This is a genomic window from Alkalibacterium thalassium (assembly GCF_900101165.1).
GTDB classification, from domain to species: Bacteria; Bacillota; Bacilli; order Lactobacillales; family Carnobacteriaceae_A; genus Alkalibacterium; species Alkalibacterium indicireducens.
In genome coordinates, this window is the sequence record NZ_FNFK01000010.1 from 16,890 (window position 1) to 31,099 (window position 14,210).

The 14,210-nt window shown below is 42.6% G+C and carries 13 protein-coding genes; 3 read left to right on the forward strand and 10 right to left on the reverse strand.

The features are described from left to right. Nucleotides 1-752 precede the first annotated feature (752 nt). The gene (locus tag BLR76_RS03995) at nt 753-2,195 is read right to left on the reverse strand and encodes a sodium/glutamate symporter (RefSeq protein ID WP_091265755.1); all 1,443 of its coding nucleotides are present in this window, start codon (nt 2,193-2,195) and stop codon (nt 753-755) included. Between the two features lie 232 nt (nt 2,196-2,427). Next, nucleotides 2,428-3,435: a metallophosphoesterase gene (locus tag BLR76_RS04000; RefSeq protein WP_218121388.1), complete on the reverse strand. Its 1,008-nt coding sequence runs from the start codon at nt 3,433-3,435 to the stop codon at nt 2,428-2,430. Between the two features lie 161 nt (nt 3,436-3,596). Here BLR76_RS04000 and BLR76_RS11995 point away from each other — a divergent pair, with 161 nt between their 5' ends. After that, nucleotides 3,597-4,433 carry a hypothetical protein gene (locus tag BLR76_RS11995; RefSeq protein ID WP_218121389.1) on the forward strand — a complete coding sequence of 279 codons (837 nt, stop codon included), beginning with the start codon at nt 3,597-3,599 and terminating at the stop codon, nt 4,431-4,433. A gap of 269 nt (nt 4,434-4,702) precedes the next feature. Here the strand turns inward: BLR76_RS11995 and BLR76_RS04010 are convergent, their stop codons facing one another. From BLR76_RS04010 to BLR76_RS04020, 3 genes are all read right to left on the reverse strand, one after another. Then, nucleotides 4,703-5,149, reverse strand: coding sequence for a hypothetical protein (locus BLR76_RS04010; RefSeq protein ID WP_091265757.1), 447 nt, complete (start codon nt 5,147-5,149; stop codon nt 4,703-4,705). 109 nt (nt 5,150-5,258) lie between these two features. Further along, the gene (locus BLR76_RS04015) at nt 5,259-5,525 is read right to left on the reverse strand and encodes a hypothetical protein (protein ID WP_091265760.1); all 267 of its coding nucleotides are present in this window, start codon (nt 5,523-5,525) and stop codon (nt 5,259-5,261) included. Between the two features lie 732 nt (nt 5,526-6,257). Further along, nucleotides 6,258-6,818, reverse strand: coding sequence for an NADPH-dependent FMN reductase (locus tag BLR76_RS04020; protein ID WP_091265762.1), 561 nt, complete (start codon nt 6,816-6,818; stop codon nt 6,258-6,260). 185 nt (nt 6,819-7,003) lie between these two features. Between BLR76_RS04020 and BLR76_RS04025 the strand changes: the two genes are divergently transcribed. Then, complete coding sequence (locus BLR76_RS04025) at nt 7,004-7,549, forward strand: TetR/AcrR family transcriptional regulator (protein WP_218121390.1); 546 nt, start codon at nt 7,004-7,006, stop codon at nt 7,547-7,549. Between the two features lie 87 nt (nt 7,550-7,636). Here BLR76_RS04025 and pgeF read toward each other — a convergent pair whose 3' ends face one another. Beyond that, the gene (pgeF, locus tag BLR76_RS04030; protein WP_091265767.1) at nt 7,637-8,362 is read right to left on the reverse strand and encodes a peptidoglycan editing factor PgeF; all 726 of its coding nucleotides are present in this window, start codon (nt 8,360-8,362) and stop codon (nt 7,637-7,639) included. Between the two features lie 268 nt (nt 8,363-8,630). Next, nucleotides 8,631-9,734, reverse strand: a complete 1,104-nt coding sequence (locus BLR76_RS04035) for a Glu/Leu/Phe/Val family dehydrogenase (RefSeq protein WP_091265770.1) — start codon at nt 9,732-9,734, stop codon at nt 8,631-8,633. Nucleotides 9,735-9,875: 141 nt separating this feature from the next. Here BLR76_RS04035 and BLR76_RS04040 point away from each other — a divergent pair, with 141 nt between their 5' ends. Continuing rightward, the gene (locus BLR76_RS04040; RefSeq protein ID WP_091265775.1) at nt 9,876-10,763 is read left to right on the forward strand and encodes a LysR family transcriptional regulator; all 888 of its coding nucleotides are present in this window, start codon (nt 9,876-9,878) and stop codon (nt 10,761-10,763) included. 50 nt (nt 10,764-10,813) lie between these two features. On the opposite strand, the gene BLR76_RS04045 is transcribed toward BLR76_RS04040, so the two are convergent. The 3 genes from BLR76_RS04045 to BLR76_RS04055 are packed head-to-tail and all read right to left on the reverse strand — an operon-like array spanning nt 10,814 to nt 14,204. Then, on the reverse strand, nt 10,814-12,190 hold the full coding sequence (locus BLR76_RS04045) for a dihydrolipoamide acetyltransferase family protein (RefSeq protein ID WP_091265778.1): 1,377 nt from the start codon (nt 12,188-12,190) through the stop codon (nt 10,814-10,816). 13 nt (nt 12,191-12,203) lie between these two features. Continuing rightward, on the reverse strand, nt 12,204-13,190 hold the full coding sequence (locus tag BLR76_RS04050; RefSeq protein WP_091265780.1) for an alpha-ketoacid dehydrogenase subunit beta: 987 nt from the start codon (nt 13,188-13,190) through the stop codon (nt 12,204-12,206). Nucleotides 13,191-13,214: 24 nt separating this feature from the next. After that, the gene (locus tag BLR76_RS04055; RefSeq protein ID WP_091265835.1) at nt 13,215-14,204 is read right to left on the reverse strand and encodes a thiamine pyrophosphate-dependent dehydrogenase E1 component subunit alpha; all 990 of its coding nucleotides are present in this window, start codon (nt 14,202-14,204) and stop codon (nt 13,215-13,217) included. Nucleotides 14,205-14,210: the final 6 nt, after the last annotated feature.

Genomic DNA, 14,210 nt, shown 5'->3' on the forward strand with positions numbered 1-14,210 from the left:
TCATCTTTATTTTCAGCTGCTTATCACATCCACTTAGATCGGTTATATCAGAATTGGCCAGTGAAGAGTTTTCACTGGCCTTATTTTGTTGTTATTCTATCAGTTATCAGACACTAAGTATTTTTACATCTAGGTCATCCTGCCGTTAATGATTCAATTTATTACAGCCGGAAGAGGGATAAACTGTCACTAAGATAATTCTACTTGCAGCTGCGAGCACAAATTCCTTCACTTACTCCCATCAGAACAGATCTAGATGCATCTCCATCGATAATTATTGTCACAAATACCGCTATAGAGGTTCTAGTTATAGCCCTGAAAGAATCTTTATAACTAAACTACTGCTAGACCCCTTCTAACTGTATCTTACAAAATTCCCTATCCATATAATTCAGTTAAACACGCATTACTTTGAGTTCAGTACTCACTTTAGTCTTTATACTGTAATTAAAAGCAGTCATAGCTGTAGTTCGCTGTTTCTAATTGGTGATGAGCTGCCATTTAGACACCTATTTTCGACTTTTACATTCCTTAAGTGACCTGACGTGACCCGTCTCTCAGACAATCGTAACATTTCTGCACTATTTGAAGCATTTTATAATCAGAAGATTTGAGAAGCTCAAATCTGACCTAATTTGATCATTTCCTTCCTAAAGACAGTAGAAACGATCGAGCTGACAGGTGCAAAGAAAAACCTCATCCGGATAAGAGCAGGCTTTTACTCCATAGATGAGGTTAATCATTCTTAAGTTTTAATTAGTCTGTTCAGCTGTCTGGGCTTTTCCTTTTCTTTTCGGATTGAATTTAACCAGCCCGAAGACCAGGAAGAACACGGTGATGACGGTCGAAATAATCAGGAATACTACGGGGCCGAACTGATAAATGAACGGCAGTGATGCAGCCGTCACCAGTCCCCCTCCAACGAAAGGTTCAAACAGGATCTGTTTGTAGCCGAATCCCATCAGCGCGGGAGTCTGATATTCCGGATCGGCAATTTTCATCAGTAGAAGTCCGGTCGCTGTCATACCCGTTGCCTGTCCAAAATCACCAAGTCCTCTTTCAAACCAGTGCTCCGGAATCATCCGTGGACCGAGGTACAGGAATGCAAAGACGTTCCAGGCTGTAGCGACGATTGCCAGCAGGAGGAACGCCAGGATATTTTCTCCAATGACCTGCAGAGATAATGTAGCCAGCGCAGATACAAGAAGCACATCCAGAGCAAATCCGGATATTTTGCTGATCAGGTTCTGATCAATATACATATGAATATCTAGCTTATCGAAGAAAATCTGAACGATGACTCCACCGATCATAGCGAGCGGGAACAGGGGCACATAAGGGAATAAGACTACATCTGTCCACGCTCCCCATGTACTGGCTTCCAGCAGGATAAGACCTTGCTGCAGGACATAACCGATCACTATTGCAAATGCAATGAGTGACAAGTGAAAGGCAAGTGGTTCGATCGCTTTGGCTTCTTTCACTTGAGGTTCCATTTCGAATCCGTGAGACTCACCTAAACGTTCTTTTTCTTCTTCAGTAAAGTAATCTTTCCCTCCGACATGTTTAGCGAAGCCTTTTCGGTATCCAATATTGATGATGATGATTCCTGCAACAACTCCAACTAAAATACCGACTGTAGCTAAGCCGAGAGCGAGATCTGCCCCTTCGGCAAAGCCAAGGTTTTCAAATGTGCTGGCCAATCCGGCAGCTGTCCCATGACCACCTACAAAACTGATCTCGATCAGTGCTCCAGCCAGGGGATTCATACCGAATAAAGGGGTCAGGACCAGCAACGTAAGCAGTAGTCCGATTACATATTGTCCCCACGAAACTGCCTGTCCCATTACGATCTGAGGACCTGCCACATTCCATATTTTCTTGACTCCGGGGACTTTCTTACCTAAGAAAAGAGCGGCAAATACGATATTGATGAACATGCCTGGGAGAGGACGCCACACATCGAGAATAAAATCAGGAATCAGTCCATTATAAAATACGGACTCCTGCTCCAGAAATTGAGACGTCAATCGCCCCAGGACATCAGGACCTAAAAACAAAGCAATAAATCCTGCGATGATCGAACTGGGTAAAAACAGATTGCGCAACCATTTCGTATGCAGGCGCACAACTTTTCCGATAATTAGAAATACCCCGATCATCAGAAAACTAAATCCCACCATATTTGGTGTCATAACTCATTCCTCCTAGTACGTGATTATAATTACACATATTTCACTATTATAATCTAAATTTCATTTTCTAACAACTATTGTGAGTTTACGTACGAAATATTCAGGAGTAGAATGATTAGATCCTTAAATATAATATTATGTTCTTATCCTTCGACTAAATTACCTGGTAATCTTTTTACACTAACAAGTCAATCATCGGGCAGCTGCTTGCTGATTGTGAAATCTGATCAACTTAATCTTCGTTATCGTTTTCCATTTCTTCTTCTCTAAATGCGGCTCTGGTTTCTCTCGTTTTCTTGGTTCTCTGAATTTTCACCTCGGCAAGATATTCGACTACTTCCTTAGGCTTCCTGATATCAAAGGCTTCAACTGGTTCAGGTCCTCTCATTGTTTCTCTCTTGATATGCAGAACCCCATTCTCATTAACTTTTTCCTTCCATCGCACGAGCCGTAGCATTCCTTCCGTCAGTTCCAGAGCAGTTATGCTTGCCGGGTAGATACCACACCCTGTATTGAAATAGGGAATCTGTTTGTTGTTCGGAAATTTAAATCGGTGTGTATGCCCGCAGATCAGTGCGCGTCTATGCTTTTCGATCCATTTACTGTAGTTGCGTTCGATCTTATGTCGTTTAGTTACGTTCTTGACTGGACTCGCCGGATTCTTGATTCCTACCCGGTGGAAAAAACGCCAGAAATATTTGATTGACAACATAGTAAAGAACCAGAACTGATCATTTGGTGCATCCCCCTGGTGACCATGTAGGACAAACAACTCCTGACTTGTATTACGATGTTTGAGGATAACAGCTTCGTGGGGTTCGATCCCCTTTAGAAAATCATAGAACACTTCATTATATTCGTCATAGTTGATAAACAGATTCTTCTTAACATACTTGGGATTATCCAGATAGATATCATGGTTGCCGAATATACGTATATAACGGTCTTTATCGAAAAATTTCTTAATGGCCTGATATGTATCCGTATGAGCATTTTTGATATGCTCCATTTCTGAATACTCAAGCAGTTCTTCTCCATCCCCAACTTCAAAAAATGTATAGCCATTTTCATAGTATTCATTCAATGCATGTACAAATAAATTTCTGCTTTTTAAAAATTCATCAGATGTACTTCCATCCCCACGATGGGCATCGCTCATGAACACAATACGGGAATGATCGTCGAAGTACATTTTCTTTGCATTCTTATATGCTTCCGTCAGTCTTTTCTGAGTAAACACTTATCGGCACCTCCTAGATACTTTATTGATCTCTTTAAGTATAAGCTACTGCAGCTTGATAATGAAAATGGAATACTTCTCTAATAATCCTATGAGTAATACTGACACCTCACCAACAATATGCTAAGGTTAATATTGTAATAACTAAAAGGAGGGGCTGTATGAAATTTGGTGTAAGAAAACCGAGCCTGAAAAAAACCATTAAAGCTCGAACTACTGGAAAGATTAAACGTAAAGTAAAATCTTCAGTAAATCCCTTGTATGGGAAAAAAGGTATGGGGTACGTGAAAAATCCTAAACGAGCCGTCTATAATAAGATTTATAACAAAACTACCGTGGGAATCAATCCATTATCTAAACTGTCCACACCTTCAGACACCTCTACGAAAACCTCTTCTATTAAAAGTGAACAAGCTATTGGATATACGAAAAAAGAGAAAAAGCAGGAAACAGTTACTGTCAGAAACCCAGTGGAAAAATGGATCCGACGGGTCATCAGAAAAGACTCTTCAGATACTAAGATAATCACTCGCACCGTAATTACTGAACAATATACTGTGAAAGAAATGCTGGCTATTCAAGATGAAGCCAGATCTTGCCTTCATAACTATAACCAGTCCATGCGCTATCTGACAGACACTAATAATGCCGATGTCTTTTTCCCGAGACTTCAGGAGGCTGAAATGTCTTTATCAACCCTAGTCAGTTTAACTCAGAATCATTCTTTCCTGGTAGCTGAAGGAGATGATGTCATCGAAGCTCAGAATCGTCTACTAGAAGAGAAAGAAAATATCATCAAGCAGTTTGTCCATACTCATATTTCCGAGTCGATTAAAGGAGCTAATAATCTGAAAACGGACCGAGGACGTCGCAATCGTTTAATATCGAATTACAATGAACTCAGCACCTACTTCTCTGATCTTCCTCGATCGACTGTTGAAATGATCAATACTATCTGGAACAGCCTTATTCCTCAAGAGGATTTAATAAACAGATAATAGATAATAGAGCAGGACGTTCTAAAAAAACGTAAAAGAACAGGACAAAGTCCATAATTGGATTCTGGCCTGTTCTTTATCTGTTTAAATGCTGCTTGATTAAATCTGATTTCTCACGATTACAAATTTTCGCTTCTTCAAGGTTTATATTACAATGAAAAATGTGCGGGAGGTGTTCATTTCCGGTCCGCCATATTTCTTGTATGTGACATCTCCTCCTGCTTCCTTCAGCAACCCCACCATGGGAAGGGGTGCTTTAGTGAATACGATTATTTTTCATTTAACTTTCTGATCGGTCTGCCTTCTGAATCATATACGTAATTTCTGAGTTTCATAGAGTCAGCCATAGCCTGTACTAATCTGTCCTGATACGGTTCTGCCAGTTCTTCAAAAAGATAGGCTTCCTCGTGAAGGCTGTGTTTGGAACGCAGAGCTTCCACCTCTCCGGGTTTTCGTAGTTTATATTTCCGACTAGGTAAGTTTCCTTCTATGCTGCGTTTCTCGATGCGATAAAAGTGATTATCATCATTATAAATAATTTCCAGAGCACCTGAATTGGTCCGTTTGTACTCAGCATGCGGGTAGGCTTCTTTATGAAGTTCCCACCAGGCTTTGATTCCCTTAATTGCCTCTTCCTCGTTTTCGTAACTCCCGTGCTCTTTTTTTACATTACTCAGCCGATTCTGCCAATAGGTGGTGTACACTTGCTGTTCCATTCACTTCACTCCTTCTGTTTGAGATACCTCTAGTGTATAGCATCTTTCATTTAATTCAAATGGAATCGGATGCAAATCATCTTTTGTAAGGAGACTGTAAAATACACTTTTACCTGTCAGTAAAAATATCCAAAAGTTTTCTGATAACTAATGCTATCAATGTTCCTGTAAAAGTGACAAAGCCCAGATTCAACAGAAAAAATCCAGCTGAATAGTTTAAAGCCAGTTCCTGCTGCATCTGGTTCACTTCTTCTGAAGTAAGTCCCGCAAGCACATCCACAGGAACATCAATCGCCCAAAGGAAATAACCGATGATTATCATGATCAGGCTGATGAACAGACCCGCGACCAGCCATTTATTCACTCTATTTCTCATATTCCGACTCCTTTGACTGAGTGATCGGTCTCCTAGTTAAGGATGCGGCACTCCTTGTTCTTTCAGTTAGTTTATCAGTCCCGATTACTGAAGTAAACCAGTTTTAGTATACACAGGCTGTATTCTAGAGAGAGTAAGACAACTGGCCTGATTTTCCGGTAGACGTTATTCTGATCGATTCTGGTCAAGTCTCATTTTTTAAAGATGAATGTCATATATCTGTTTATGAACCATTCGCACCTGTTTTCATTCCGTGAATACACCATATAGTTATTTATGACACATTCGACCACCTTTTTTCGAAATGAACAGTCCATATATCCATTTATGGCACATTCGAGTCTTCTATATGCCTCACTTTCGATCGGAAAAGAGGCTTCCGCCTCTTTGATCTCATCCATATAGTTGGCGAATGCCTCAAATCTCTGTTTTATGAGGCATTCATCTTAATTTTTAGTTGTGAATACCTCATATTTCTATCTTATGAGGCATTCGTTCTTTTATTCTGGATGCGAATACCCCATATCTCTACTTTATGAGGCATTCGGTTCTTAATCATTCTAAAAGTCAAAAGATTTCTATTTGAAAAGAGGCATCCGCCTCTTTTTCTTCTATCTATTAATGGGTTTATGAATTATGGACCAGTAAGTCCAGTTTTTTCGACAACTTTATCAAAAAAGAGTCCTGACCTGGTCAGCGACTCTTCTTTTATCTTGTTTAGTGTATTTATTATCATCTGATTGTTTTCAGTCCACGACTCCATGAAACAGTTGTATCGATTACAGATTTGATTGTCGGGTTGTGTACTTCTGAGGGACGGAATGTTGTCATGTCTTCAAAGTCAGTGAAGAGACTGAATCCACCGGTAGGTCCTACTGTAGCCACGTTGGCATTAGATAGAATCGTACGCAGACTGATAGTCGCCGCTACCCCTAAGGTCGACCCGTAACCAACGATTCCTGCCGCTTTATTCCCCCACTCGGAAGCAAGGTAGTCAATTGCATTTTTCAATGACGGAGTGATCGACTTGTTATATTCAGGTGTGATGAAAATAAACCCGTCGAGTGAGTCGATTTTCTCAGACCATTTCTGATTGCCTTCTTTGCCATACTGCTTGTTTGCCATTAATGGCGGAAGGGCCTCGTTGAACATCGGTAGATCGTAGTCTTTGATATCTACGATTTCAAACTCTGCATCCTGTACCTCTTTCGCTTTTTCAAGTACATACTCAGCCACCTGATTATTGACACGTGTATCTCGTGTACTACCCGTTATAATTCCTATCTTTACCATAAAAAACTCCTCCTTTAAATGCTAACTATTCGTAAGTCAGCTGCATTGCTTATTATATGACAGCTTGACTTGAAAATAAACCAACAGTATAGTAGATGTGTTGTTTAGATAACAGACATATCCGTCTGTTTAACATTCCAAGAGAAAGGCAGACAAGTACAGTGCAAGTTAAAAAAGATCCCCGTGTGACACGTTCAAGAACACAGATTATCGATGCTTTTGTTCTTCTTTCAGGAAAAAAGCCATTTTCCTCTATTACCGTTAAAGATATCACTACAGAAGCACGGATCAATCGGGCCACCTTTTATAATCATTTTCTAGATAAATATGACTTGCTTGAGCAGGTCGTCAGTGAAGCCTTGCGGTCAAACCTTGGCTGCAACAGTCATCCTGATATCAAAGAGCATTTGTCGACTGAAGATACACTCAGAGAACTTTTTAGTTCACTGATTCGTTTCGAAAAAACACTCGATTCGTATTCAGATGGATCGGAGGAGTCTGAGATGATCGCCCTGGTGATTCTTTCTCATCTGATTGATATTCTATCTTCACATCTGGCTCTCCATAAACCTGGGATAGAATCTTCGGTTCATCTTAAGCTGGCTAGAATGCTGACCCATGCGTTACTGGGAATGACCAAGAATTACTGTGAGTCTTCACAGGCTGAAGCACCAGAAGTCTATATCGATCCTGTTCTGACCGCTTTAATCAATGGACTAGATACATTATAAAACGCTGCCGATTGGTCAGCAGAGAGTCAGGAATAGAATACCCTGATTTTTCTGCTTCCAGCAATCGGCAGCGTTATTTTTTATCGATCAGCTCATCATGGCAAAAAGTCCGTTCAGCTGATAGCTGGCCCCTTCTCCTCTAGCTGAATGCAACCGTTTATCTGTGAATGTCGAGGCCCGCTCTACTTCTATATTTTCATTTTTGATTCCCGCTTCTTTCAATATCGACAGATTCGCATCCGTCATGCTCATCTTATATTTAGCCCCTGTCTTCCTGAAAAACTGATCCCTTTCGGCAAATCCGGCAAATGCTTCATATACTTCCGGCCCCACTTCATAATTATCTTGGTCGATTGATGGTCCGACGTAAGCAATCAACGTTTTAGGATCCGTATTATACTTACTGATCATCTTCTCTATCGCTTTAGTGGTGATGCGCTGAGTCGTCCCCCGCCAACCCGAATGGACATTGACCAGTATTTCATGCACAGGATCATAAAGAATAATCGGTGTACAGTCCGCATACTTGATAAGCAAGCCGACTCTTTTTTTGTCTGTCAGCAGACCGTCTGTTTCCTTGAATGTCTTGCCGAAGACAAATGAATCGCCGTTTGATCCATCCGCATAGGTGACATTTGCACTATGGACCTGTTGTCCCGTATAAATCTCATCCGGTTTGTCGGAATCTATTTCATTTAAAAGCCTGTTCATATCGTCAGCCACTTTGCTTCCTGCGGTCTGATACCTGAAATTATAATCAGATCCTGCTACTTTAGTTATGACACCGTATTTTTCAAGTAATCGTGAATGCATTGCCTTGAGCCACCCTATCCCTAATTTTTGTCTATTATAGCATAAATCATCTCTTTCTTAGAATTGGACCATTCAACTTTTATAATCCATCTGATGACACCTTTGGTTCTTTTATTATTGCCTAAATTATATGAGTTCAGTCCTTGGATCCAAAAATACTCAAATAGTAAAAAACACATGATCTGTCCACCTTCAAAACAGACTTAACTGCCTAAATGAAGATCTGACGGATCATGTGGTTTATTGTAATCTTTCCTAACTTATATTTTTAACGGTTCAGAATCGATTTTGTATGCGGATTAAATATGCTTCGAGTGCCTCTAACTGCAGCAATCCGTTCTTCTGCCAGGATATCCGCCGCTTTGTAAGAAGGAATGCCGTCACGTTCTGCGATGGCAAATACTTTTTCAATCTGATCGTACACTCTGTCGATGGACATACGTGCACGTGCTTCGTTGTAGCCCCCGTTGAACTCGTCTGCCACTTGAATGACTCCACCTGAATTAATAATGTAGTCCGGAGCATAGATAAGTCCCATTTCTTCAAGTTTATCTCCGTGCCGAGCTTCTTTGAGCTGATTATTGGCGGCTCCTGCAATGACTTTTATTCCAGCGGCTTTAATCTGTTCAAGACTGTCATCATTGACCGTTGCTCCAAGAGCACAAGGAGCATAAATATCTGCTTGAACTGAAAACAGGTCATCAGAAGCAACGATCTGGCATCCTAAATCACGTGCTCGCTTTCTTGGTTCCTCAAACAGATCAGCAGCTATGACATGAGCCCCTTCTGTTATAGCTTTTTCTGCTAGAATGTAACCAACTTTACCGACACCTTCAATCAGGATACGTTTGCCTTCGAGCGACGGGGAGCCGAACGCTTTGTTAGCAGCAGCTTTCATCCCCACGTAAACACCATGAGCAGTTGAAGGAGAAGGATTACCTGACGTTCCCGGTTTGAGTCCAGTTCCTGCAACATAGTTCGTTTCCTGATAAATATAATCCATCTCGATTTCAGTTGTGCCGACGTCCGCCGCAGTTATGTAACGGCCGTTCAACCCTTCGACAAATCGTCCGAATGCTCTGAACATTGCCTCTTTGTTTACTTCTTTATCTGGATTCTTTAAAATTACCGTTTTCGCTCCGCCTATGGGCAGTCCACTTGCAGCATTTTTGTAGGTCATTCCCTTAGCCAAACGCATGGCATCCAGAATCGCTTCTTCCTCTTTTTCATATGTCCAGTAACGCGACCCGCCAAGGCCAGGGCCTAATGTCGTATCGTGAATACAGGTGATGGCTTTCAGGCCTGTCTCTTTGTCATTCATAAAAATCAGTTGTTCGTAGTCATATTCTTCCAGTGCTTTAAAAATATCCATTTGTCTACTTCCTTTCTGTTTTTAAATTTGACTAGATATAATTCCGTTAAAACTAGGTAATAACTGACTCATTTTATGCTGCCGTTTACTCAAGTCATGTATAATGAACAGACGAGCATATTAATAATAAGGATGGATCCGATGGATATTAAACAGTTAAAATATTTTATAGAGATCGCCAACACTAAAAACTTATCGCAAGCTGCACGCAACCTATTCGTGACGCAGCCGACTTTGTCTTTTACGATTAAAAAGCTTGAATCCGAGCTGAATACCCATCTGTTCAACCCTCATGACAAATCGTTCAATCTGACCCGGTCCGGAAAACTGCTGTATAAGAAAGGTACGCAGATAGTGAACGACTTTGACGATCTGGTTCATAAAATCCAGCATATGAAAGCGGATACAAAAGAAACCATCAGGCTAGGCTTGACTATTCTGTTTGCCGTACAGTATATGGAACAGATATCAAGCTTCATCGCTACACATCAGAATGTCGATCTGATCATTACTCAAAACGGATCACGTAAAATACAGACTATGCTGGCGAATGACGAGCTGGATATTGGCCTCGTATCATTTCCGAATACCCAGTCGAACGCCATTTCGATCGAAGCTCTGAATACATCGACAAAAGGGTACAATGTGCATGTCGTTATGCCTGAAACGAATCCCTTGGCTGATGCCGAAGAACTGACCTTTATAGACTTGAAAAATCAGCGTTTTTCTACACTGAACGAGAATTTCATGCTTGGTCAGATGCTACTGGAGCGCAGCCGTCACCTCGGATTCGAACCGGATATTGTCATGTACCATGATGACTTGCAGGTTCTTTTATACAGCCTGCAGACGCTTAATTCGATCTGTCTGCTGCCTATTGAGTATCGCTCGATCGGAGCTCTCGATGGATTGAAATGGATTCCTCTAAAAGATAAGAATGATTATTTTTCAATCGGTATCGCCTTAAAGAAAGGCAAAGCTCCGACTAAAGCGATCGAAGAACTCATTGCTGAGATTAAGAAGAACTGACTCCCTTAACCCATCCTACGTCCCTCTCACCTCGAGGGGGATTTTTTTATTCAATACAAATCGGATTCATCAGAGAATCGGCCGAGGTTTTCTTTTACAGTCTGAAGGAAACGTCCAGCCTGCAGCCCATCAATGATCCGATGGTCGATCGACAGACATAGATTGACCATATCTGCTGCTTTAAAGCCGCCTTCTTCAGTAGGAACAAATCGCTTATTGATGCTTTCCACCTGCAGGATCGCAGCTTGAGGATGATTAATAATTCCCATCGACTGGACTGATCCGAAACTTCCAGTGTTGTTGACGGTCATCGTTCCACCTTGCATATCTGACGTGGTCAACTTGCCTTGCCGGGCGAGTCCTGCCAGGCGACTGACTTCTTTGGACAAGCCATTCAGTGAGTAGCGATCAGCCTGGTGGATAACAGGAACAAACAAATGCTCGTCAGTAGCGACCGCAACCGAAATATTGATGTCTTTATGATAGACAATATTTCCATTGTCCCACGAGGTATTAATAACTGGGTGCTTCTTAAGTGCCTGAACGACTGCTTTTACAAAGAACGGGAAGTAGGACAGTGACACGCCTTCCTGCTCTTTGAATGTAGCTTTTGTCTGTTCTCTCAGTTTAACGATATTGGTCACATCTGCTTCGACCATCAGCCAGGCATGCGGGATCTCAGTTGAACTTTGAACCATTTTCCGGGCAATGGCTTTGCGTATGCCATCAGCGGGAACCACTTCGTCGCCATTTGGCAGAAGTGAAGCTGCCGGTGCTGCTTTTTTAGGACGCGTCGGTTCTGCTTCAACTGGAATTGATTCCTCAGATCGATTTTCTTTCTTATCAGTAGACTGTTGCGCAGCAGGTTTCTGACTGTCTACATCGAATGCTAGCACATCTTTTCGAGTGATTCGCCCATGTTTCCCTGTACCTTCAACTTGGGACAGATCGATGCCCCGCTCTTGTGAAATACGAACAACTGCCGGAGAATAACGGGTCGTACTATCGGAATCTCTCTGGGTATCCTTTGGAGGCGACTGCTTCTCATCACTCGTCGTCTGTCGCTCCATCGGTTCCCTTTCCGCTTCCTTGACGATTTCCTCGTTGATATGGTCAGTGAACTCCTCACCTGTTTCAATTCCTGTTTCCGAGCTTTCTGAATTCTCTCCCTCATCCTCTCCTTCTTCATCTGTCTGAATTTTCACCATTGGTGTGCCTATTTCAACATCCGTGTCTATGTCTATCAGAAATTCTTTGACTATTCCGGAATAATTGGAAGGGATCTCTGTTGTCACCTTGTCGGACACTGCTTCTGCAATCGGGTCGTATTTTTCGATCCGATCTCCTTCTGAAACCAGCCATGCAGCTATGGAGGCTTCGGTTACACTCTCACCTAGGTGAGGCATTTCAATAATTTCAATACTCATCAACTGATCCTCCTTAAAACTCTGCCAGTTCTCGCATAGCATTCGTCACTTTTTCTTCGTTAACCAGGAATTCGCGTTCCAACGCAATAGCGTACGGCATGCTTGGAGAATCCGGCCCGGCAAGTCTCTTGATCGGTGCATCCAGATCGAAAAGCGCTTCTTCAGCAATAATCGCTGATATTTCGCTCATGATGCTGCCCTCCAGGTTGTCTTCTGTAACCAGTAGGACTTTACCTGTTTTTTTCGCTGCTTTGACCAGCGTCTCCTTATCCAGTGGATACAAGGAACGCACATCGACAACTTCTGCTTCGTATCCCTCTTTGCTCAGCGTCTCAGCTGCTTTCAATGCATGATTCAGAACCATGCCATAGCCGATGACCGTAATATCCTCACCTTCGCGTACGACATTTGCCTTGTCAAGAGGTACGACATAATCGTCATCGGATACCTCTTCTTTAAGTAGGCGATACAACCGTTTATGCTCGTAAAACAAAACAGGGTCGTCAGAGCGGATTGCCGCTTTGATCAGTCCTTTGGCGTCATGTGGAGAAGATGGCGTAACGATACGCAGTCCAGGCTGACCGAACAGGACCTTTTCTGTAGATTGAGAGTGATACAGCCCCCCTCTCACTCCACCTCCATAAGGTGCACGGTAGACAATCGGTGCTGTCCAGTCTCCTTTCGTACGGTAACGCATACGTGACGCTTCCGATATCAATTGATTGACGGCAGGCAGGATATAGTCGGCAAACTGGAATTCTCCGATCGCCCGGTAGCCGACGAGTCCGAGTCCTACTGCCAGTCCACCAATCTCACCTTCTGTCAGCGGTGTATTAAAACAACGGTGATCTCCGAACTGTTCAGCCAGTCCTTTTGTGACTCCGAACACACCACCTTTTACTCCTCCGACGTCCTCGCCGAAGATCACTACATTTTCATCACGTGCCATTTCTTCTTCTATTCCTTTTCGAATGGCTTCTAAATACGTCATCATTGCCATAGGCTTCTTCCGTCCTTTCAGAATCTATTTTTCTGCATAAACGTGGTCAAGAATAGTGTCAGCCGTCGGTTCCGGCATCTCTTCTGCCTCGTCTGTCGCTTTATTGATCTCTTTTTTCAGCTCAGTATCAATGTCTGTCATTTCTTCACGGGTCAGATACCCTTCATCGATCAGCTGCTTTTCAAAGAACAGAAGCCCATCGTTTTTCTTCAAATTTTCAATATCTTCTTTGGAACGGTAGACGGTGTGGTCATCGTCAGCAGAGTGAGAGGTTAGCCGTGATACCATCAGTTCGATAAGCGCCGGCCCCTTTCCGCTGCGCGCACGCTCTACAACTTCTTTGAATGCCAGATAGGTTTCGACAAAGTCATTGCCGTTAACTCTTTTTCCCGGGAATCCATAAGCAGGTCCACGTTCTGCCATCGTTTCATTGGCATACTGTTCATCCGTGCCTACGGAGATAGCATAGCCATTATTTTCAATGACGAATATCAGCGGCAGTTTCTTAACTCCTGCAAAGTTCATCGCTTCCTGCACTTCGCCCTGGTTCGCAGATCCTTCACCGGTAGCGGTCAACGTGACATAGTCCTGTTTTTTCAGCTGTGCCCCATAAGCCACTCCTGTAGCGAGCGGGAACTGTGTACTAACCGTTGATGAATGGGACACAATATTATGCTCTTTAGAGCCGTAATGGTTTGGCATCTGCCGGCCGTGAGACGAAGGATCATCTTCTTTACCGAGCGATCCAAGCATAATGTCTTTAGCTGTCATCCCCCAGACCATACACGCAGTCATATCACGGTAATAAGGGAGGAAATAATCCTTTTCAGGCTGGAATGCCATCGCCATCGCTACCTGTCCCACTTCATGTCCCTGACCGGAGATATTGAAGGAGGTCTTCCCAATCCGTGTCAGCTGCCATAAGCGTTCATCGAGCCGGCGCCCCATAAGAATATGTCTGTAGGCTTGAATGATTTCTTGTTTTGTTAAACCAGATTCTTCCAGTTTTTTCATCGCTTC